General features: G+C 65.7%; 20 protein-coding genes. 11 read left to right on the forward strand and 9 right to left on the reverse strand.

What is annotated here, in order from left to right; genetic code table 11:
* The first annotated feature begins 12 nt into the window (after positions 1-12).
* Genes Q7S93_RS13275 through Q7S93_RS13285 form a run of 3 tightly spaced genes read left to right on the forward strand, consistent with a single transcriptional unit; the run spans position 13 to position 4909 of the window.
* Positions 13-1164 carry an exonuclease SbcCD subunit D gene (locus tag Q7S93_RS13275; RefSeq protein ID WP_304714366.1) on the forward strand — a complete coding sequence of 384 codons (1152 nt, stop codon included), beginning with the start codon at positions 13-15 and terminating at the stop codon, positions 1162-1164.
* Between the two features lies 1 nt (position 1165).
* Positions 1166-4231, forward strand: coding sequence for an AAA family ATPase (locus Q7S93_RS13280; protein WP_304714367.1), 3066 nt, complete (start codon positions 1166-1168; stop codon positions 4229-4231).
* 9 nt (positions 4232-4240) lie between these two features.
* Complete coding sequence (locus tag Q7S93_RS13285) at positions 4241-4909, forward strand: hypothetical protein (protein WP_304714368.1); 669 nt, start codon at positions 4241-4243, stop codon at positions 4907-4909.
* A 13-nt stretch (positions 4910-4922) separates the two neighbouring features.
* On the opposite strand, the gene Q7S93_RS13290 is transcribed toward Q7S93_RS13285, so the two are convergent.
* From Q7S93_RS13290 to Q7S93_RS13300, 3 genes are all read right to left on the reverse strand, one after another.
* Complete coding sequence (locus Q7S93_RS13290; protein ID WP_304714369.1) at positions 4923-7595, reverse strand: AAA family ATPase; 2673 nt, start codon at positions 7593-7595, stop codon at positions 4923-4925.
* Between the two features lie 143 nt (positions 7596-7738).
* A complete protein-coding gene (locus tag Q7S93_RS13295; protein ID WP_304714370.1) occupies positions 7739-8500 on the reverse strand; it encodes a hypothetical protein in 762 nt (253 codons plus the stop codon).
* The gene (locus tag Q7S93_RS13300; protein WP_304714371.1) at positions 8493-9194 is read right to left on the reverse strand and encodes a hypothetical protein; all 702 of its coding nucleotides are present in this window, start codon (positions 9192-9194) and stop codon (positions 8493-8495) included. The genes Q7S93_RS13295 and Q7S93_RS13300 overlap by 8 nt, the downstream gene beginning before the upstream one ends.
* A 94-nt stretch (positions 9195-9288) precedes the next feature.
* On the opposite strand from Q7S93_RS13300, the gene Q7S93_RS13305 reads away from it, so the two are divergent.
* Positions 9289-9867, forward strand: a complete 579-nt coding sequence (locus Q7S93_RS13305; protein ID WP_304714372.1) for a hypothetical protein — start codon at positions 9289-9291, stop codon at positions 9865-9867.
* Between the two features lie 127 nt (positions 9868-9994).
* On the opposite strand, the gene Q7S93_RS13310 is transcribed toward Q7S93_RS13305, so the two are convergent.
* From Q7S93_RS13310 to Q7S93_RS13335, 6 genes are read right to left on the reverse strand one after another with little or no spacing between them, the layout of a single operon-like run.
* Positions 9995-10381 carry a DUF302 domain-containing protein gene (locus Q7S93_RS13310; protein ID WP_304714373.1) on the reverse strand — a complete coding sequence of 129 codons (387 nt, stop codon included), beginning with the start codon at positions 10379-10381 and terminating at the stop codon, positions 9995-9997.
* A 51-nt stretch (positions 10382-10432) separates the two neighbouring features.
* Positions 10433-11878 (reverse strand): bifunctional metallophosphatase/5'-nucleotidase, encoded by a 1446-nt coding sequence (locus Q7S93_RS13315; RefSeq protein WP_304714374.1) that lies wholly within the window; start codon positions 11876-11878, stop codon positions 10433-10435.
* Between the two features lie 4 nt (positions 11879-11882).
* Entirely contained in the window at positions 11883-12368 is a 486-nt protein-coding gene (locus Q7S93_RS13320) for a YeeE/YedE family protein (RefSeq protein ID WP_304714375.1), read from the reverse strand.
* Between the two features lie 7 nt (positions 12369-12375).
* Complete coding sequence (locus tag Q7S93_RS13325) at positions 12376-12810, reverse strand: YeeE/YedE family protein (RefSeq protein WP_304714376.1); 435 nt, start codon at positions 12808-12810, stop codon at positions 12376-12378.
* A gap of 8 nt (positions 12811-12818) precedes the next feature.
* Positions 12819-13142, reverse strand: coding sequence for a rhodanese-like domain-containing protein (locus Q7S93_RS13330; RefSeq protein ID WP_304714377.1), 324 nt, complete (start codon positions 13140-13142; stop codon positions 12819-12821).
* 14 nt (positions 13143-13156) lie between these two features.
* Positions 13157-13486, reverse strand: coding sequence for an ArsR/SmtB family transcription factor (locus Q7S93_RS13335; protein ID WP_304714378.1), 330 nt, complete (start codon positions 13484-13486; stop codon positions 13157-13159).
* Between the two features lie 81 nt (positions 13487-13567).
* On the opposite strand from Q7S93_RS13335, the gene Q7S93_RS13340 reads away from it, so the two are divergent.
* The 7 genes from Q7S93_RS13340 to Q7S93_RS13370 all read left to right on the forward strand — a co-directional run bounded on the left by Q7S93_RS13340 (position 13568) and on the right by Q7S93_RS13370 (position 20292).
* Positions 13568-14479 (forward strand): MBL fold metallo-hydrolase, encoded by a 912-nt coding sequence (locus Q7S93_RS13340; protein WP_304714379.1) that lies wholly within the window; start codon positions 13568-13570, stop codon positions 14477-14479.
* Between the two features lie 2 nt (positions 14480-14481).
* A complete protein-coding gene (locus Q7S93_RS13345; RefSeq protein ID WP_304714380.1) occupies positions 14482-16236 on the forward strand; it encodes a SulP family inorganic anion transporter in 1755 nt (584 codons plus the stop codon).
* Entirely contained in the window at positions 16233-16985 is a 753-nt protein-coding gene (locus tag Q7S93_RS13350) for an MBL fold metallo-hydrolase (RefSeq protein WP_304714381.1), read from the forward strand. The genes Q7S93_RS13345 and Q7S93_RS13350 overlap by 4 nt, the downstream gene beginning before the upstream one ends.
* A 60-nt stretch (positions 16986-17045) precedes the next feature.
* The gene (locus tag Q7S93_RS13355; RefSeq protein WP_304714382.1) at positions 17046-17573 is read left to right on the forward strand and encodes a DsrE family protein; all 528 of its coding nucleotides are present in this window, start codon (positions 17046-17048) and stop codon (positions 17571-17573) included.
* A gap of 67 nt (positions 17574-17640) precedes the next feature.
* Positions 17641-18429: a substrate-binding domain-containing protein gene (locus Q7S93_RS13360; protein WP_304714383.1), complete on the forward strand. Its 789-nt coding sequence runs from the start codon at positions 17641-17643 to the stop codon at positions 18427-18429.
* The gene (locus tag Q7S93_RS13365) at positions 18410-19225 is read left to right on the forward strand and encodes a c-type cytochrome (RefSeq protein WP_304714384.1); all 816 of its coding nucleotides are present in this window, start codon (positions 18410-18412) and stop codon (positions 19223-19225) included. Before Q7S93_RS13360 ends, Q7S93_RS13365 begins: the two co-directional genes overlap by 20 nt.
* Complete coding sequence (locus tag Q7S93_RS13370; protein WP_304714385.1) at positions 19222-20292, forward strand: c-type cytochrome; 1071 nt, start codon at positions 19222-19224, stop codon at positions 20290-20292. The genes Q7S93_RS13365 and Q7S93_RS13370 overlap by 4 nt, the downstream gene beginning before the upstream one ends.
* Positions 20293-20359: the final 67 nt, after the last annotated feature.

Raw genomic sequence — 20359 nt, forward strand, 5'->3', positions numbered from 1 at the left:
GGTTGGGCTTAGATGCGGATCTTGCACACATCGGATTGGCATCTTGGCCGCACCTTGGCGCAGGAGAGCCTCCTCGACGACCAGGCCGAACTCCTCGACCAGATCTTTGCGGTGATCGTCGAACACAACGTCGACGTGCTGATTATCGCCGGCGACCTCTTCGACAGAGCGGTGCCGCGCAAGGAAGCGGTGCAGCTCTTCAACGATTTCCTCGCCCGCGTTTACGCCGACACCGGCGCGGCGATCGTGGCGATCGCAGGCAATCACGACGCTCCTGATCGTGTCAGCTTCAACTCGGCGCTGCAGGATCCGCGGCGCGTGTTGATCCGGGGGCCTCTGAGAGACCGCCCGCACGCCTTGGTCCTTAGCGACGAGCACGGCCAAGTGGCGTTCTCAGCCTTGCCTTACTGCGAGATCTTTGCGGCGAGGGAGGCGTTCGACGAAGTCGGCATCGCCAGCCCCGCCCACGCTCTCGCCGCGCAACTGGCGCAAGCCCGCCAGCATGTTCCGCCTGGCGCGCGATGGGTTGTGACGGCCCACGCCTTTGTCGAGGGCGGGCGGATCACGGAGACGGAGCGGCCCTTGGCTCAGGTGGGCGGTATCGAGACGGTGCCGTCAGCGATGTTTGACGGCGCGGCCTACGTCGCCCTGGGTCACCTGCATCGCGCGCAGGAGGCCGGTGCGTCCCACATCCGATACTGCGGCTCATGGATGGGCTTCGGCTTCGACGAGGCTGACGAGGTGAAGACCCTGAGTCTGGTGGAGCTGGACGCTGGCGGCGTCGCCCAGGTGACGGAAATTCCGTTGGCCAGCCCCCGCCCGCTGCGGGTCGTGACGGGGAAGTTGGCGGACTTGGTCGCGGCGGGTCGAGCGCCCGACGCGATAGGCGCCAGCGCTCTGATCAAGGCGGTGTTGACCGACGAGGGCGCTCTTATCGATGCAATCGGCCAGTTGCGCGCTGTCTACCCTCATGTGCTGCAGTTGGAACGTCTGAACAGGCTCGCCGCTGTCGGCCCTGGCGCGGCGGCCGCGGCAGTTGATCGGCAAGACCCGGTCAAGCTGGTGGCCAGCTTTCTCGATGCGGTGCGCGGGAAGGGGCCTGACGATGACGAGACGGGCATGATCGATGAGGCGCTGACCGACCTCCAGAGCGAGGAGGGCTGACATGCGACCCATCAAGATGACCCTGACGGCCTTCGGGCCGTTTGCCGACACTCAAACCGTCGATTTCCGGCCGGCGTTGGGCAGCCGGCTCTTCGGCATCTACGGGTCGACGGGAGCGGGGAAGACTTCGATTCTCGATGGCATTTGCTTCTCCCTATTCGGAGAATCGTCAGGCCAGGAGCGGCAGGGCGATGACCTCCGCTCGCACCATGCCACGCCCGATGTCGAGACTGAGGTGAGGTTGATCTTCGAGGTCGGGGCCAAGCGATATCACGTCGTGCGGCGTCCACGTCAGACGGTCCGAGGCAAACGTGGCGACGCCCTTGTCGAGCGCCAGCACTGGGCCGCGCTGTACGACGCGACGGACATCGAGGTCGATGACATCGACGCCGACAACCCTGGCGTCGTGATGGAAGAGCGCAAGGTCGAGGTCGTGGCTGATCGGATGCGCTCGATCTTAAATTATAGCGCCGCCCAGTTTCGTCAGGTGGTCCTGCTCCCCCAAGGACAATTCCGTCAGCTGCTGACGGCTTCGAGCGACCAGCGCTCCGCTGTGCTCCGCGGGCTGTTCGACGTCTCGCTTTACGAGCGCTTCGTCGAGCGGCTGAAGTCAGAGGCCTCTGACCTACGGGATGAAGTTGAGACGGGCAGGTCGGTGATCAATGGCCACCTGCAGGCCCACGCAGTGTCTGACGCCGATGCGCTGACGACGCTGATCGAAGCCCTTAAGACCGACGTTGGCGTCCAGACGGCTGGCCGCGACGCCGCGCGCGGCGTCCGGGATGCGGCTCGTGTGACGCTGCAAGCGGCCCAGCAAATCCAGGATCGATTTTCGGAACACGACGCGGCGCTGGAGGGGCTCAACGTGGTGCTTTCGCGCACCGCCGACATTGAGGCCCTGAAATTGCGGAAACAGGCTGCCGAACGCGCCGTGGGATGTGTCGCAGCCGATGGCCGGGCCACTGAGGCTGAAAATGACCTTGCTGGGGGCCTCACGGCCCGCGCCCACGCGGCAGTGCAGGAGGCAGAGGCAGCCCGCCTTTGCTCAGAGGCGACCGCCACTCTGCAGAGATCTGTTGCCCACCAGCTCGAACGTGAGGCCGCGGCTGTCGCGGTAACGCAGCTCGAGGGCATCCAAAAGCGCGTTGCCGGCGCCGAGCCCCTGCGCGAGGCAGCGCGTCAATCGTCACTGGCCGTCGTGGATGCGAAGGCCGCCTTCGATGAGGCTTTGCGGGCCTACGATACGGCAGAGCAGACGCATGCGACCGCTGTGGAGGCGCACGCCGCCGTCCAGCACACGATCCTGCGCATTTCGCAGGTCGAGAGCGTTCTACAGACCTTGAATCAGGCGCGAGAACACGCCTCCCAATTCGCGGGGGCTACAGAAGCCGTCGAGAAGTTCACCGGCGCGAGGTCGGCGGCATTGGCGAACCACGAATCGCTGCGCCAAGCCCTTGCGGACTTTCGCGACGTGGAAGCCGCGGCAGAAGAAGCGCTGGCCTCGGCCCAGGCCGCGCATCTGGCCGCCAAGTTAGAGAATGGCGTGCCGTGCCCGGTTTGTGGATCCACTGAGCACCCACGGCCATCCGGCGGCGCTGAAGAAGGTCAAGGCTTGGACGCCGCCTGGCGGCAAGCCCGCACCGCGCGGGAAGCCGCCGACGCAGACGAACGTCAGGGTGCGCAGGCGGCCGCTAGGGCTGACGGCGAATGGACGCAAGCTGTCGCCCGATTAGCGGAGCTTCGAGCGCCCGAGCGGGACATTTCCGCGATCACCGCAGACATCTCTGCTGTGAAGGACGAGCTAGCCACCCTGCGGGCCGGCCCAGATATAGGCACGACCCAGGCGGCCGTTGACGCCGCCAAGTTACAGCTGGCCGTGACAACGGCAGCGCTCGCTGTGGCGCGCGACCATCATGCGGCGGCGGACAAGTCGGCGATGTCGGCCACAGCGGCGCTCGAGGCCTCCCTGGCCGACGTGCCAGCAGATCTGCGCGACGGCGCCGCGGCGGCCCTTCGCGTCGAGGCGGCGATTAGACACCGTGACCAGATGAACACCGCTCACCAATCCGCTGTCGAGAACGAGCGGCGTGCCAGCGAGGCGGTTCAGGCCACCCGTTCCACGCTCACGCATGCCGAGGGTCGTGTGACGGAACTGGCCGCGGCGCGTGACGCGCACCGCGCTGCGTTTGTCGCCGCCAAGACGAACGCGAGGCTCAGCGATGGCACTTATGATGCGGCCAAGAGCGACATCCCCAACATCGACGCCCTGACAGGGACAATCGCGGAACATGTCGCCGGGTTGGCCGCCGCGCAGGATCGGCGGGACCGCGCTGTGGCGGCGATCGACGGCCTGGATCGCCCCGACCTGGAGGCCGGCTCGGCCGCTTTGGTAGATGCCGACGCCTGTCTGACCAAGGCGGAGGAGACCCTTACGACCACCACGATGAAGCTGGGGCAGCTGGAAGCCACTCAGGCCCTGGTCACTCGTCTGGCTGGTGAGCTCGCGGCCGCCACGGAGCGGTATCGCGTCCTCGGCGAGCTGGCCCAGCTGACCGACGGTCGAAATGCTCACCGCCTGCGCCTGCGCGACTTCGCGATCGCCGCCACGTTCGACTTGGTCCTCGAAGCAGCCAATCAGCGCTTTGCGCGCATGTCGCGCGGACGGTTCGCGCTGCTCCGGAAGTACGAAGGCGGCGATGGCCGGGCCAGGGCGGGCTTGGATATCGATGTCTACGACGCCCACACCGATCAAAAGCGCGACGCCCACACGCTCTCAGGCGGGGAGGGGTTCCTGGCTTCGCTCTCGTTGGCGCTCGGGCTTTCAGATGTGGTCCAGGCTGAGGCCGGCGGCGTCAAACTGGATGCGATCTTCATCGACGAGGGGTTTGGTCACCTCGATGACGAGACCCTCGATGTCGCCCTCGACACTCTGCGCGACCTGGTGGGTCAGGATCGCGCGGTGGGCGTCATCAGCCACGTCGAGGCCGTGAAGGAGCAGATTCCGATGGGCTTCGACGTTGTGCGCCAGCCGCAGGGTAGCGTCATCAGTGAAAGGCTGGGGGTTTAGGGAGCAGCTATGACAGCGAATTTGGCTATCGATCTGGCGACCGCGATCCGCGGGTCTGCGGAGACGGCACAGGCCTGTGTCGTCGATGGTTTCCCTGACCAAGGGGGCCGAACGGCGGTCCCACTGGTGCAGCTTGAGCAGGAGGACGCCATCCGGTTGATATCGGCAGCCCGCCCCAAGGTGGTCTATCTGGTCGAGGTCGCGTTCGATCCGGACGAAGAGATCGCTGACGCCACTGAAGCCTTGGCGGAGCTCGGCATCGAAAAGGCGCCTGCGGCACTGACGGCGGCGCACCGGCGCATCGCCGGCCATGCGGGTGAAATCAGGACGACGTTGGCGGGATTTATGGTCGACGGGGTGCTGCATACGTCATCCGCGTCAGCGGACTGGCATGACGCTTTTGATGAAGTTCTCGACGAGGTTCTGGGCACGGCTAGGGAGGCAGCCCAAATGCACGGACAAGTGGAAGCCAAGGCTGCCAGCGCCGAAATTGCGGCCAAGGCGGTCATCCTCGCCGCCCATCCCTCGTTCAATTTTAGCCGCGTCTCGTTCGAGAAACGGCTCACGCTCGCCGAGGCGCTCTTCAAAGAGTGCGACGAACCGGATTTGCGCGAAATAACGCGATGCGCGGAGAATCTATTTTGGCTGGAGCAGTCCGGCTTCCGGCCGAACGGCTGACCGCGGTGGCTCGCTAGACCAACGCGGCCTTAACTGGCGCGTGTAAGGCCTTACGGGCCACATCTGCCACGTTGCGGCGCTTTTTGTATTCAACTTGAAACTTGTCGAGCGTCTCCACGTCACCCAGCATTTCGGTCGGCGTCGGCACCGGAATATCGCGACCTGCCGGCATGTCATGACCCGATCGCTCGGACACGTGCTTCATCGCGAAGTAGATCGCCTTATAGTCCTCATCACTCACGATCACGCCGCCAAGCCGCATGGTCATGACATCGGGGACTAGCCGTTGAACGGTGTTGTTGAGGACGATCTCCTCGACGCAACGCTCCCAGGTCTCCCGCAGATCGGAATAGAAGTCCTTTGCGGAGCGGCGATAGTTGTCCCCCGTGAAATCGGTCTCGGCTGCCAGCACCTTGGCGCGTGCTCGGAGATCGTTGATCCGGGCGTTGACACCTTTCGCCAACCACGGCTCGGTGTCCTCCTCAACAACGCCGAAACCGTCGGCTTCAGTCTTTCGGACGAAAATTTTGATCAAGGGCGCGCTGTCGCCAACGCGCGCCGCCTCGGACACCATTTCATTGAAAAACACCAGATTGTGGGTGAACACTACAACCTGTCGGCCCTTCGCAGCCTCCTGCACCAGGCGTTGAGCCACCAGACGAATCCGGCGCTGGTCCAGCGAGGAGACGGGGTCGTCGACGACTAAGCCGTAGGTGGCGCCTTCATCCGCGATCTCCGCGAGGAAGCAAGCGAGGGCCAGCGCGCGTTGTTCGCCCTCGCTGAGAATCTGGTTGTTGGCGATCTTGTCGACGCCCTGCAGCCCAACGGCAAATTTGCTTTGGCCTTGCTCACTCGAGTCGCTGACCCGGAACGGGATGTGGTCGAGGTCGAACCGCGTGATCTCAGCTTGAATGCGCGACTGCAGGTTTTCCGTGACGAGCTTACGCCGGAGTGAGCTGATCTGGAGCGATATGGCTCGGGTTTGGACCTGTGTCTGGCAGGCCTTAATCGCTGCCAGCTCGCGCAGTTCTTCAGCCCTCTGCAGGACCGTCGCAAGGTCGTCGTGAAGCTTACTGCGGTCCTTCAGCTCGGTGATGCGGTTGCGGTCCGCGTCCAATGCGGCGGCATGGGTCGCCGTGGCTTCCAACTGCGTCGCTTCAGCATCGAGTTTCTCGATGTCGGCCGCTACGATGGAGCGTAGGGACGCGGGTAGAGACGGTACTTCGAGCGCCGCGTCAGTGATCCGATCGATCATCGCCTTTCGCCGGGCGGCGTAGGTCGTCAGCGCGGCTTCGATCTGGATGACCGCCGTGGCCCGCGTTGCATCTATCCCGGCGTATCCGGTCAAGCTGTTGACGACGACCTCGGTGGGCGGGACGACCAAGTCCTCCAAGGCCGCCTTCGCGGCATCGAGGGCCTCTCGTGCGGCGTCTGCCTTTTTGGCCGTTTCGCTTTGCACAAACGCATTGAACCGCGCCATGCGGGCGGCCGCAGTCTCGCCGAGAGGCTCTTGGCAAAGAGGGCAGGGGTCGCCGACTTGGTCGGCGATCCTGTCCGCCGGTCCTCCCGACGACGCCGCGAAATCGCGAGCAGCCTGATAAAGAATCCGCCAGGCCTCGCCGCCCGCTCCAGGCATGGGTTCATTGGCGAACTGCGCCGTCGCCGCCAAGCCGGCCGCGCCGGCAGTCGCGCGAGCCTCGTCGACCAACTTTCCAAGCGCCGCCAGCGCGGGGTCGGAGTAGCCGTTCTCAAAGGATGTGAGGACATCAACGAGCCGCGCCAGGACTTGGGACGCCCGTCGCCGTGTGGCGGCCTGTGCAACCGGATCTTGGAGCAGCTTGCGCTCCAGACCCTTCAGTTCTTCGATCTCGCCAGCGCTCAAGCCTGCGAGGCTTTCGATCTCCATCTTTGTTGGGGCCGACTGCGACTTCGGGTCCAACCGGGCGAGGAATGCCTGCATCTTTCCGCCGGGAGTGTAGCCAGTGGGCAGGGGCGTCTTTAGTCGTTTCTCAATGACGCTTTGTTGGGTCGAAAAATCGGTCCCGAAGGTGCCGCACAGCTGCCCATGGTGCTCTAAGACAGCAATCTCGATGGGCAGATATGCAATACGATTTTGCTGGTCGACATAAAGGCGAGCGTTCTTGCTGTCGAACACAGAGATCTGTTTCAGCGCCGGCGGCGGCGGGGTGGTCGGAACCCAGTCGAGCTCGGTGATCGGGTCGTCGCCGATCTGGTAACGCAGCTTCACCTGAAGTGGCCCGTCGGGCTTGGTCTTGAAGACGTCGCCCTTCAACTCGTCGACTGAAAGGCTGCGGCAAAGCCGTTTCGCGATGCGCGCGTAGCCGCTTTTTCCGCTGCCGTTCTCCCCGAAAACTAGCGTGACCCCTGTGGGCGCGAAGCGCAGGCGCTGGTCCTTCGCCAAACGATCGATGTTCTGAAGGGGCCCTATCGACGCCAACACGGCGCGAGGTCCTGTTTCGGAGCATTGGGAAAGGTGCTCGGCCGTCAAGGCATCGCATGCAGGCTCATCGCCAAGGCTGTTTGCGGCATAATTGATCCGATCCAGGATCGCCTTGCGGTCCTCCTCACTGACTGTGAACCCAGCGGTCGTGGATATCCGGCGCAGTGAATCTTGAACCCAAGCAGCTTGCTGTCCGGCCCATTCAACGAGACTTAAGTCTGCCACGCGTCCCCCCTCGCCACCTGACGCAGCCATTATGTTGGCAGAGGCTAGCTCCTGGAGGGCCGCTCGTCACCCGAGTAATGGTGAAGCTTCGGGACGTGTAGCCGCCGAGGCGAGACTATCGTTGTTGGCTGCGCCGCGGGCGGTCAGGGCGGTGCGGAATAAGGCTCGGTGGCAGTGTTCTTGGCGTCGTTGAGCGCCTGTAGCTCGCTGACCACCTGCGCGCTAGGGAAGGCGCCCGCTAGGGCGATGACGCCGATGATCGCCAGGCCAAAGTCGAGGCAGGCGCAGAGCCCGCGGATCGTCTCGATGTGCCGAGCGCTGTAGAGGCTCGTGTGAGTCACCGCCGCGAAGTCGTCCGATCGGTCTTCATCGAGCGACACGTGGCCGAACACTCCCTTGATGTTGGGATGAGCGCCGAAGTCGATGGCGCCGTCATGGGTGAGGACCGCCAGGTCATGAATGTCCGGCGCCCGATCCTTCAGGGGCGCTATGGCCTTGGCGAAGGTGAAGGCGTTGCGGCAGGCGTTCTTGGCCGCGTCGTCACGGTGGCGGTTGGTCCAGACTGTGGTCAGCTCCGGCTTCGCGGCGATCAATCCGCCATAGGCCGCGGATTCCAACGCCGTGCGCAACAAGGGGAAGACCGCCACGGAATGGCCGCTGAGCGCCGTGCGCACGCCGGCCAGGAACAACTGGTAGGCGTTCATGAACAAGATGAGCGCCATGGTGTCCGGCGCCCCTTCGCTCCATAGCCGGGTGCGGAAATGGAGGTCGTATTCGCGAAGGGTCGCGACCCAGCGATCATCCGACGCCAGCAGCTCGGCAGCCGTCTCGTCAGCGACGGCCAGATAGGCCTCCAGGCCATTGCCCAGGTCCACGTGCACATTGCCCGCGGCCATCTCAGGCAAGCCCTTGAACCGACCGCACGAACTGATCGCGCGGCACCCTGCAAAGCGCAAACTCGCCCTTCCGCAGTGGGGTGCCTCCATTGATCCGTCGCGCCAGCTCATCGCCCGCGAGGAAGAAGATATGGCCCTGGAAATCGAAGAAGACGTGCGCCGTCGCCCGCTTCCACTTCTCGATAAACTGCTTGCTGCGGCCCATCCAGCGCATGATGAAGAAGGTGTGGCTGTCGACCTGGCGGGGGTGACTGCCGAAGTCGAGCGAGAACCCGAAGCTGTGGCCGGTGAAGGCCGTCTCGCTGCTGTAGACGTGAACTAGCCAGAACATGCGATGTCCGCGGGTATAGTAGGCCTCCCGCGCCCCGCGTTCCTCCTCGGAGATCGAGGAGTGCTGCAGCTCTAGGACCGTCGAGGTTGGCGTCCCTAAACCGCACAGCACGTCGGCCCGATGGCGTTCGCCGGTCGCGTTGTCGACCAAGCCGACCTCACGGCAAGCCAGATCGAACTGTTCTTTCCAGCCGAGGTGCCAGGGGCCTTCCGGCTCACTCCAGGGGTCGCAGTCGCCGGCTTTGTGGCGCCAATGGTTGACGTTCTCGACGGGCATGACCGACGTGAGAAGCCCGCCGCAGTCGGGGCACGCCGTGCGCTCGCCCTTCACCAGCGGAGGGCGTTTCACGCCGTCGATCCACGCATACAGCATTCAGGTAGGTTTCCCCGGTCTTCGACCTTGCATCGACTTCACGATATCAGAGATAGGCGCCGCCCAAGAGAGCGGCCGGAAGGATAAGGATGGCATGAGCGAGGCTTCGGAGCGCACGAAGTACAAAGCGCAGGTCTACGAGCTCGTGCTCAACGCCTTCTTCAAGCTCAGAGAATTTGACTCGGCGGACCTGAACCAACCTCGCGCCGAGATCGGCTGGGATATTGCGGAAGCCTTCGTTGCTGCGGCCGTGAGCGGGGTCACCTACAAAAGCTCCAGCCAGGATCGTCGGTTCGAGGCGGCCAGCCTTCTTCGAGCCTTCGCGGACCAAGTCGAGCAAGACGGCCTAGCCAGCTTGGAGTGGGGCTATCAAGGCAAGCTCGACGCCCGACACGCCTGGCGGCCCGACATCCGTTCGGCCAATGGCCTCTCGGAGCTCGATCAGCGTACCGACGCGGTGATTGAGGGGCTGATGCGGCCGCTTCGAGCGCTGACCGTGCCTGAGCGACGCGCGATCGTATGTATGTCATTCGTTCGGATGGCGCTTGCCCACGTCGGCGACCTGGTCGACCAGGAGCCCGCTAACGCCAAGCAGATCCGCGACTACGCAATCGAACTGTTGGTGCCGCAACTGGCGATTCTCATGGGCGCGGAGGGGGTGCCGGTAGAGTGAAGCTTCCGTCGATAAGTTTCGCGCCTAATGTACTATGCTTGCAGAAAATGTAATAATAACAGACACATACGCGTTGCGCATAATAAGCATTATCGGAAATGTGAGTTGGGATCAGGCGCGCGCGCGGTCAGATTCCCCTCAGTGCCTTCTGGAGCTTGTCAGCGATCGCGGAGGCCTTTTCCTTCAGCGCGGCGTTGTCGATGGCCTGCATGGAGGCGACAGGGTCTATGGCGGCGACCTCCACCGCGCCGTCAGCGCGTTGCTGCACCACCACATTGCACGGCAACATGGCGCCCACCTTTTCTTCGACCTCCAGCGCCTCGTGGGCCATCGCCGGATTGCAGGCGCCCAAGATGAGATAGGGCCGGAAGTCCACGCCGATCTTCGACTTCAAGGTCGCCTGGACGTCGATCTCCGTGATGACGCCGAAGCCCTCCTGCTTCAGGGCCTCGCGCGTGCGGCCGACCACATCGGCGAAGTCGCCTTCGATCAGCTTGGAAAAATAGTAGCTCATGGTCGTCTCCTGGATCGGCGGCGCGAGCGGTTGCAAGCGCGCCGGGGCGCATCAAACCGCCATCACAGTCCTTTGGGGACCGAGCCTCAGCGGTGATTTCTCGGCAAAGTAGCTGCGCAGGGCGTCGATGGCGCGGACGTCGAGATCGTGTCGGTTGCGGCCGTACTTGCCCGGCACGCCCTGAGCGGTGACGAAGGCGACCCGATAGGTCTTATCCGGCTCGACCGGGCGCCCTGCGACGAACAGTCGGTCGATCCGGCGGCCCCGCGGGTTTTCCACCTTGATGTAGAGGTTCAAGCCGCGGCAACGCTTTACGTATCCCCCCATCTGATCGAAAGGATCGGGGGCGAAGGTCCGCTCGAGATTCTCCTCCAGCAACGCGCAGATTTCCGAGCCCGTCACGTCCACGACGGAGACCGGAGGATTCATCGGGATCATATTCCAGAGGTCGTTCATCGTGACCGGTCCCGGCGGGATCGGCGCGCCATAGCGCCAGCCGTTCGAGAAGGCGATATCCACGCCAGCCGCAGTCGCGATCGCGTCCAGCAGCGCGTCGTCCATCGAGGCCGACAGCATGCTGTATCGGTCCAGGCCCGTCTCGGTATGACCGATCACCTCGTTCAGCATCGTTCGGTGCGGCGCGAGGGCCTCCTCGACGAGGCTGTGCATCGCGGGCTCCTCCGCCAGCGACTCGTCGATGGGAATGAGCCGGTGGGTATGCGCGACGACCTTGCGATCACGCACCTCCAGATCGAGGCGGCCGATGAATGCGCCGTGGCACCCGGACTGAAAGATGATTGCGCCGTTCTCGATCACAGGCGCCGCCATGCGGTTGTGCGTATGGCCGCTGACAAGCACATCAACGCCATCGACCTCGCGGGCCAGTTTCACGTCTTGCGGAAAGCCCAGGTGCGAGAGCACGACGACGAGGTCCACGGCTTCGACATCGCGCAGGCGCTTGATCCAGCCAGGAAGTTCCTGGCGGCCGATCGTGAAGCGGATGCCCTCGCTGAATGACGGCGGCATGGTCTTGTCGACGATCGGACAGGCGATTCCGATGACCCCGATCCGCAAGCTCCCGCGCTTGAAGATCTGGTACGGCTTGAAGGCCAGCTCACCCGTCGACTTGTCGTAGCAATTGATCGCCAGCACCGGATAGTTCAGCTGCGCCGCCAGCTTCTTGAAGCCGGCTGGCCCATAAGCGAACTCCCAGTGGGCGGTCATGGCGTCGATGCCCAGCGCATTCATGGGCGCCGCCAGGGCCGCGCCTTTGGACTGGACCGCGACGAAGGTCCCATGAAAGGTGTCGCCATTGTCGAGCGCGAGGACGGCGCCGTTTGTTTCGTCCCTAACCCGCCGGTAAAGCGTCGCGATGCGCGCCAGGCCGCCCAGCGTCGCGAAGACCGACTGGTCGCCCGACCGTATCAGTTCCGGATGAGGTTCAAGGTAGCCATGCAGATCGTTGATCTGCAGGATCGTGACGCGGTGCTGGTCCATATCATCACATCCCCTTGTGCGCTCGCGATGGCGGTACGGTCGGCGGCGGCCCGACCGATCGGGCCGGGGACAGCCACCCCGCGACCCGTCCCGAGGCGAGCAGGCCGAGGGTCATGGCGACCAGGAAGGCGACGAGCGGTCCGTTCGGCTGGCTCAGCGAGGCAATAGCCGGTCCAGGACAGTAGCCCCCCAGGCCCCAGCCGATCCCAAACAGCGCCGAGCCGACGACCAGCGGCGACTCCAGCCGGGTGTTTCGGGGCAGGGTGAATCCTGGCTCGAACAGCGGCCGCTCACGGCGTTTGGCGAGCCAGAACCCCAGGGCGGCCACCGGGATCGCAGAGGCCATCACCAGCGCGAGGCTCGGGTCCCAGGTCCCGGTCAGGTCGAGGAAGTTGAGCACCTTGTTGGGGTTGGTCATGCCGGAGATGGCGAGGCCCGCCCCGAACAGCAGGCCCGCAAGGAGGCCGGAAAGGATCCTACCGAGGGTCATGGCGCGCTCATCCCGTGAAGAGGTGGCGCCCGACCGACGCCGTGAGGACCCCGAAGGCCATGAAGACCCCCGTGGCTACGATGGACCGCAGCGAAAGGCGCGACACCCCGCAGACTCCGTGTCCGCTGGTGCAGCCATTGGCCATGCCAGTTCCGAGACCGACCGCCAGCCCTGCGACGATCAACACCGGAAGGCTGGCCGGGGAGGGCTGCACCAGGGGTCGGTCGAGGATCGCGATCGCCAGCAGGGGTCCGAGCAGCAGGCCGAGCAGGAACGCCAGGCGCCAAACCCGCTCTCCAGCCGGCGTGGCGGCGCGCAGGAACGCGCTCAGCATCCCGCTCACCCCGGCGATGCGGCCCAGGGTGTGGAACAGCACGAAGACGGCCGAGCCGATCAGGGCGCCGCCCACCAGGGCTTCGACGGGCGTGAACTGGGTTTCCATGGTTGCGCCTACTTCGGGCCTTCGATGGGAAGGCCTGCGTCGCGCCAGCCATCGATGCCGCCGGCAAGGATGTAGACGTCGTTCGCGCCGGCCTTCTGTTCCAGCGCCGCGGCGTTGGCCTTGGTGCGCCCGCCGCTCTTGCAGTGGAAGATGACGGGGCGCCCAGCCTCGGCGCCGATCTCGGCGGCGGCAAGGGCCGACAGGGGCGCGTGGCAGGCCCCGGGGATGACGCCCGTCTCCCGCTCGGCGGTTTCGCGGATGTCGACGACGACCGCCCCGGCCTTGGCCAGATCGGCGGCGTCGCGAGGTGAGATTTCCCGGACCGTGGTCATGTTGTGTCTCCTGGTCATTCGCCCAACTCGGGGCAGAAGATGTCTCTCAGAACCGCCAAGATCCGCTCGGCGCGGGCGTCACAGATCCGGTAGTGCAGCGTCTGGGCGTCGCGTCGGTAGGTGACCAGCCCGTCCTCTCGCAGCTTCGCAAGGTGCTGTGACAACGCCGACTGGCTGAGGCCCACCCGGGCGACCAGCGCGCTGACCGGCATCTCGCCGAAGGTGACCAGGTGACACAGCACCAGCAGCCGGTGCTGGTTGCCCAGCACCTTCAGGAACTGCGCTGCCTCGGCCGCATGGGCTTCGAACTCCGCAACCAACGGGCCTGCGTCGGCATTTCTCAATTGCGATCTTTCTTGATTAGTATTTGCTAATTTAGAGTTATATTATATATGTGTCAAGCCGCACACCGCCAGGAGACCGAGATGACACCAGACCCGCAGATTCGTCCGTTCTTCGACGAAGCGACGAAGACCGTCACCTACTTGGTGTGGGACGCAGCGACCCTCGACGCCGCCATCATCGACCCGGTGCTGGACTACGACCATGCGTCGGGCGAGGTCGACACCCGCTCGGTCGAACAGGTGCTCGCGGTCGCCGGAGCGTTGGGGCTGAAGGTGGTCTGGGCGCTGGAGACACACGCGCATGCCGACCACCTAAGCGGCGCCCCCTACGTTAAGGCGAAGACCGGCGCGACGGTTGGCATCGGCGAGCACATCCGGGACGTCCAGAAGATCTTCCGCCCGATCTTCAACGCCACTGACCTCAAGGCCGACGGCAGCGACTTCGACCACCTGTTCGCCGACGGCGAACGCTTCCACATCGGCGGCCTCGAGGTCGATGTCCTGCACACGCCGGGGCACACGCCGGCCGACATCAGCTACCGGATCGGCGACGCCGTCTTCGTGGGCGACACGTTGTTCATGCCCGACTACGGCACGGCGCGTACGGACTTCCCCGGCGGTGACGCTGGCCAGCTCTACCGCTCGATTCGCAAGGTGTTGAGCCTGCCGCCCGAGACGCGGCTGTTCATGTGCCACGACTACAAGGCCCCCGGTCGCGACGCCTACGCCTGGGAGACGACGGTTGGCGAACAGCGCGAGAAGAACGTCCACATCCATGACGGCGTAAGCGAGGACGACTATGTGGCCATGCGCCAAACCCGCGACGCCACGCTTTCCGCGCCGGCGCTGCTGATGCCGTCCATCCAGGTGAACATCCGGGCTGGCCGCTTCCCGCCCGCCGAGGCCAACGGCGTCCGCTACATGATGGTGCCCGTCAAGCTGAAGGACGCGACCACCGGGACCGAGGCCCTCGGTCCCGTGGCGGCCCGGTGAGCTTGAGGCGCTACCTTCCGATCCTGGATTGGGGGTCACGCTATGGGCGCGAGACCCTGGCCAACGATCTCCTGGCCGCAGTCATCGTGACCATCATGCTGATCCCGCAGTCGCTGGCCTATGCGATGCTGGCGGGGCTGCCGCCCCAGGTGGGTCTCTACGCCAGCATCGCCCCCCTCATCGCCTACGCCATCTTCGGCACCAGCCGCACGCTAGCGGTGGGTCCCGTCGCCGTCGTCTCCTTGATGACTGCCGCTGCGGTCGGCAATGTGGCCACGCAGGGCACGCCGGAATACTTGGGCGCGGCGGTCACCCTGGCCTTCCTTTCCGGGCTGTTTCTCCTCGCCATCGGCCTGTTCCGGCTGGGCTTCCTGGCCAACTTCCTGAGCCATCCGGTGATCTCCGGCTTCATCACCGCCTCGGGGCTGTTGATCGCCGCCAGCCAGCTGAAACACCTGCTGGGCGTGCCAGCCGGAGGTGACACCCTCATCGAGATCGGACGCGAACTCGCCGGCTCGATCACCGCGATCAACCTGCCCACCGCCGTGATCGGCGTCGCCGGCCTGGCATTCCTGTTCTGGGTCAGGCGGGGACTGCAGCCGCTGCTCCAGAGGTTCGGCCTTTCAGCGCGAGCGGCGAGCATGCTGGCCAAGGCCGGACCCGTCATCGTCGTCGCCGCGTCGACCGTCGCTGTCTGGGCGCTAGACCTCGGCGCCGCCGGCGTCCGCACGGTGGGCGCAATTCCCAGGGGCTTGCCGCAGATCGCCTTGCCGGAGCTAGATCCCGCCGCCTGGGTCGCCCTGGCCATCCCCGCCCTGTTGCTGTCGGTCGTCGGCTTCGTGGAATCGGTCTCCGTCGCCCAGACCCTGGCCGCAAAACGGCGCCAGCGGATCGATCCCGACCAGGAGCTGATCGCGCTTGGCGCCTCGAACCTCGGATCGGCGTTTTCCGGGGGTTTTCCCGTCACCGGGGGGTTCGCGCGCAGCGTGGTCAACTTCGACGCTGGCGCCGAGACCCCGGCGGCCGGCGCCTACACCGCCGTCGGCATCGCGGTCGCCACCCTGTTTCTTACGCCGCTGATACGCGACCTGCCGAACGCCACCCTGGCGGCCACGATCATGGTCGCGGTGCTGTCGCTGGTCGACTTCAAGGCGCTTGGCCGGACCTGGAGCTATTCCCGCGGCGACTTCGCAGCCATGGCCGTGACCATTGCCTTGACCCTGGGGATGGGCGTGGAGGCCGGCATCATCGCGGGCGTCGGCCTGTCGCTGGCGCTTTTTCTCTACCGAGGCTCCCGCCCGCACGTGGCGATCGTGGGCCGGGTGCCGGGCACTGAGCACTTCCGCAATGTCCTGCGCCACCAGGTGGAGACCGTGCCCGGCATCATCACCGTGCGGGTCGATGAGAGCCTGTTCTTCGCCAACGCACGCTACCTCGAGGACACGGTCTACGACCTGATCGCCAAGGATCCCTCGATCCGGCACCTCGTACTGATGTGTTCGGCGGTCAACGAGATCGACGCCAGCGCGCTGGAAAGCCTGGAGGCGATCAACGCGCGCCTGATGGACGCGGGCGTCACCTTTCATCTCTCTGAGGTGAAAGGACCTGTGATGGACCGCCTGCAGCGTTCGCACTTCCTGAAGACGCTCACGGGCGAGGTGCATCTCTCCCAGTACGAGGCGATCCGGCGGCTGCAAGCCCAAATCCAGACGCAGAAACCCGACAACCCAGCCTTCAATCTTGGAGCTGACATATGATCTTCCAGCAGCTGTTCGAGCCCGAATCCTCAACCTACACCTATCTGTTCGCGTGCCCGGAAACCCGCCAGGCTGTCCTGCTCGATCCCGTGCTCGAGACGCTGGAGCGGGATCTGGGGGTCATGCAGCAGCTTGAGCTGACGCTCGCCTACACGCTTGAGACCCACATCCACGCCGACCACCTGACCTCGGCCTGCCGCCTGCGCAGCCTAGCCGGCAGCAAGATCGCCTGCCCCGCCGCGGACGGGCTCGGCTGCGCGGACCTTGGCGTCGCGGAGGACCGGCCCCTGAAGGTCGGCGCGCTCACCTTGCAGCCGCTATTCACGCCCGGCCATACGGACACCCACCACAGCTATGTGGTGGAGACGCTTGGCGCGACGCGGGTGTTCACCGGCGACGCCCTGCTCATCGACGGCTGCGGGCGCACCGATTTCCAAAGCGGCGATGCGGCCGCCCTCTACCGCTCGGTGACCGGGAAGATCTTCGCCCTGGGCGACGAGGCCCTGGTGTTCCCGGCCCACGACTACAACCACCGACACGTTTCCACCGTGGGTCAGGAGCGCGAACGCAACCCGCGGCTCGGAGGCGGCAAGACCCGCGAAGAGTTCGTACAGATCATGGCCGAGCTGAATCTGCCCTATCCGAAGAAGATGGATCTGGCGGTTCCCGCCAACCAGCTCTGCGGCGACTGCCCGGACGAAACCGAACGAGCCCTCCGCGGGCTCGAGAGCAAATCAATCCAAGGCTGAATTAGGGGGCTGGCCGCATCCGCGTCCGTCCCCTCCCCCACAACTCCAGGAGACCTGAGCATGAAACTGTTGGCCATCACCCTCATCGCCGCCGCGCTGGCGACCAGCGCCAGCGCCGAACCGCGGCCAGTCCCGAATTATGGCGCCGTGGCGCCGCTCCCGGACGCCAAGGAGCGTCCTGAGCGGTCGCGCACCTACAAGGTCGTCTTCGATATCTCGAAGGGCGAGCTCGGATCGACCAAGCCCTCCCAAGGGCTCGATCGGGTGGCGCGCTACGTGAACATGCTCGCCGAAGGTGGCGTTTCGCAACAACGCCGCCAGATCCTCGCCGTGCTGCACGGCCCCGCCACCGAGGCGGTGATGACCGACGAGGCCTTCGCGCGGCGCCATGCCGGCGCGAAGAACCCCAACGCCCCCCTGATTGCCGAGCTGGAAGCCGCCGGGGTCGAGGTGCGCGTCTGCGGGCAGGCGATGGCGGCGATGAAGATCGCGACCGGCGAGGTGCTGCCCGGTGTGCAGATCGATCTCGCGGCGCTGATGACCGTCACCCACAAGCAGCTCGATGGCTACGCCCTGGTCGTCAACTGATGGCGACGGGCATGAGGTCACGCCAGCCGAAGGCCGCGCCGGTGCGGGTCAAGACGAAGGAAATCCCATGCTTGCTCGTCTGATCGGGGTCATCGCCACCTTGGCGTTTGCCGCTGGTGCGGCGGCCGCCGGGCCGGTCCACATCTATGGCCCTGGCGGGCCGGCCCCGGCGATGAAGGAGGCCGCCGCCAGCTTCGCGGCCACCCGAGGTGTCAAGGTAGAGGTGGTCGCCGGGCCGACGAAGGATTGGCTTGAGCGGGCCAAGGGCGACGCCGATGTGATCTACAGCGGGTCGGAGACCATGATGAGCGACTTCATGGTCGCCTTGGACGGCCAGATCGTGCCGTCCACCGCCGAGCCGCTCTATCTGCGCCGCTCGGCGATCCTCGTCCGCAAGGGCAATCCGAAGCGCATCAAGGGTCTCCGGGACCTCATGAAACCGGGTTATCGCGTGCTGGTGGTGAACGGGGCGGGCCAGAACGGTCTGTGGGAGGACATGGCCGGGCGGACCGGCGACATCGGCGCCGTGCGAGGCCTGCGACGCAACATCGCGGCCTATGCCCTGACGAGCGCCGAGGCCAAGGCCGCCTGGATCGCGGATGGAAGCCTCGACGCCTGGATCATCTGGAACATCTGGCAGGTCGCCAACCCCCAGCTCGCCGATGTGGTGGAGGTGGAGCCGCAGTATCGGATCTATCGCGATACCGGCGTCGCCCTGACGCACGCCGGGCAGGCCAACCCTGACGCCAAGGCGTTTGCCGCCTACCTGGCCTCGCCGGAGGCCGGGCGAATCTTCGCCCGCTGGGGCTGGATCGTACCCAAGGCCGGCGCCGGTCATGACCAGCCGCCCCGCTGAGCCGCACGCGCCGGGCTTACAGCCGCGCGATGGCGCGCGGCTGGTAACCGACGTGGAGGGTCCCCCGACCGGCCCCCGGGAGTTGGGTGAGCGCTCCAAGTCTTGCCCACAGCGGCTGACTCGCCGGTGGGCTCGCGGTGCGGGTTGGTCGCTGCTCATCGCCTTGGCCGGAAGCGCGCATGCCCAGGAGAACACGGTCCAGCTCTCGGGCAAGGCCATAGCGCGCACGGGCGTCATTGCGCACGGCACGCCGGCCTGCGCGTCGTGTCATGGAATGTCCGGAGAAGGCGTAGCGGTCCAGGACGGCCCGCGGCTCGCGGGCCTCGACGAGGCCTATCTGCTGCGGCAGCTCGACGCCTTCTCGAAACAGGCCCGGCCAAGCCGCGCCATGACTCCGGTGGCGCGGTCGCTGACGGCGGCGGAACGGCGCGCCGTGGCGCGCTACTATGCGCAGTTGCCGCCGCCCCCGCGACCAGCCGCCACCGCGCCTCTCGTCGAGGCGGGGCGCGCCCTCGCGCTGGATGGCGCCTGGTCTGTCGGAATACCGCCGTGCGCCTCGTGTCACGGGGCGGACGGACGAGGCGTGGGGTCGACCACGCCCGCCCTCTCGGGCCAGGCGGAGGCCTACCTCGTGGCCCAGCTTCGACGCTACCAGAGCGGAGAGCGACGCAACGATCCGCTAGGCCTGATGCGCGGCATCGCCGGCCGGATGAACAGGACGCAGATCAGGGCCGTCGCCGCCTACTACGCTGCGCAGCCGGCGGGCGCCGAAAGCAGTGCGGGACCGGGCCGATGACCGGACGCTCAGCGCCTTCGAGGAGGCTCGCTACCCTCGCTATCGCCGCGGTGATCGGGCTCGGCATGCTCGCGCTCGGGGTGGGAATATCGCCCCATCTTGCGAAGCATCGCATCGCCGAACCGGCCACCGGCGGCTTTCATCCCCCACCCGAGAGCGCCATCCCTGACAACGAATTCGGGCGCCAGGTGCGGCTGGGAAAGGCAATCTTCACCGACACCGGCGCCCTGGCCCCGACTTACGTTGGCAACAGCCTGCGGTGTTCCAGCTGCCACCTGGATGCCGGCCGCCTCGCCAACTCGGCGCCGCTCTGGGGCGCCTACCCACTCTACCCCGCGTATCGTGCGAAGAACGGCCACGTGAACACGTTCCAGGAGCGGCTGCAGGGCTGCTTCCGCTACAGCATGAACGGCAAACCGCCGCCGCTGGGCGATCCGGTCCTGGTGGCGCTGGAGAGCTACGCCTACTTCCTGACCATGGGCGCGCCGGTGGGCGCAAAGTTGCCCGGACAGGGCTATCCGAAGCTCGCACCGCCCCCTCAACGCCCAGACTACGCCCGCGGCGCGGCTGTCTACAAGGCCAGTTGCGCCCTCTGCCACGGCGTCGACGGCCAGGGCCAGTCATCCAACGGCAAGATGGTCTTCCCGCCGCTGTGGGGCCCCCAGTCGTACAACTGGGGCGCCGGCATGTCTGACATCGCCAACGCCGCAGGCTTCATCAAGGCGAACATGCCGCTCAGCCAGGGCGGCACGTTGAGCGACCAGGAGGCCTGGGACGTGGCGACCTACATGGACAGCCAGCCGCGCCCTCAGGATCCCCGGTTCACGGGCTCGATCGAGGAAACGCGCACCAGATTTCACGCCAGCCCGACCTCCATGTACGGCCGGACCGTGAACGGCGTCCTCCTGGGCGACGGTCGCCCGACGAACCTTGAGCACGGCTCGCCGATGGCCGCTGAGGGCGCGGCCGACATCGCCTCCCCTAAAGCGGCCCCGGATGCCCTCAAGCAGCAGATCCGCCCTGACGGCGCCTCCGCAAGCAGCCCTCAAACCGCAAACGATCGATAGGAACAGCAGATGACTTCGGACCGATCTTCACCGCACGCGCTCCCGGCGATCGCCATCAGTCGGCGCG

The sequence above is a fragment of the Phenylobacterium sp. genome, from assembly GCF_030646615.1.
Lineage (GTDB): Bacteria > Pseudomonadota > Alphaproteobacteria > Caulobacterales > Caulobacteraceae > Phenylobacterium.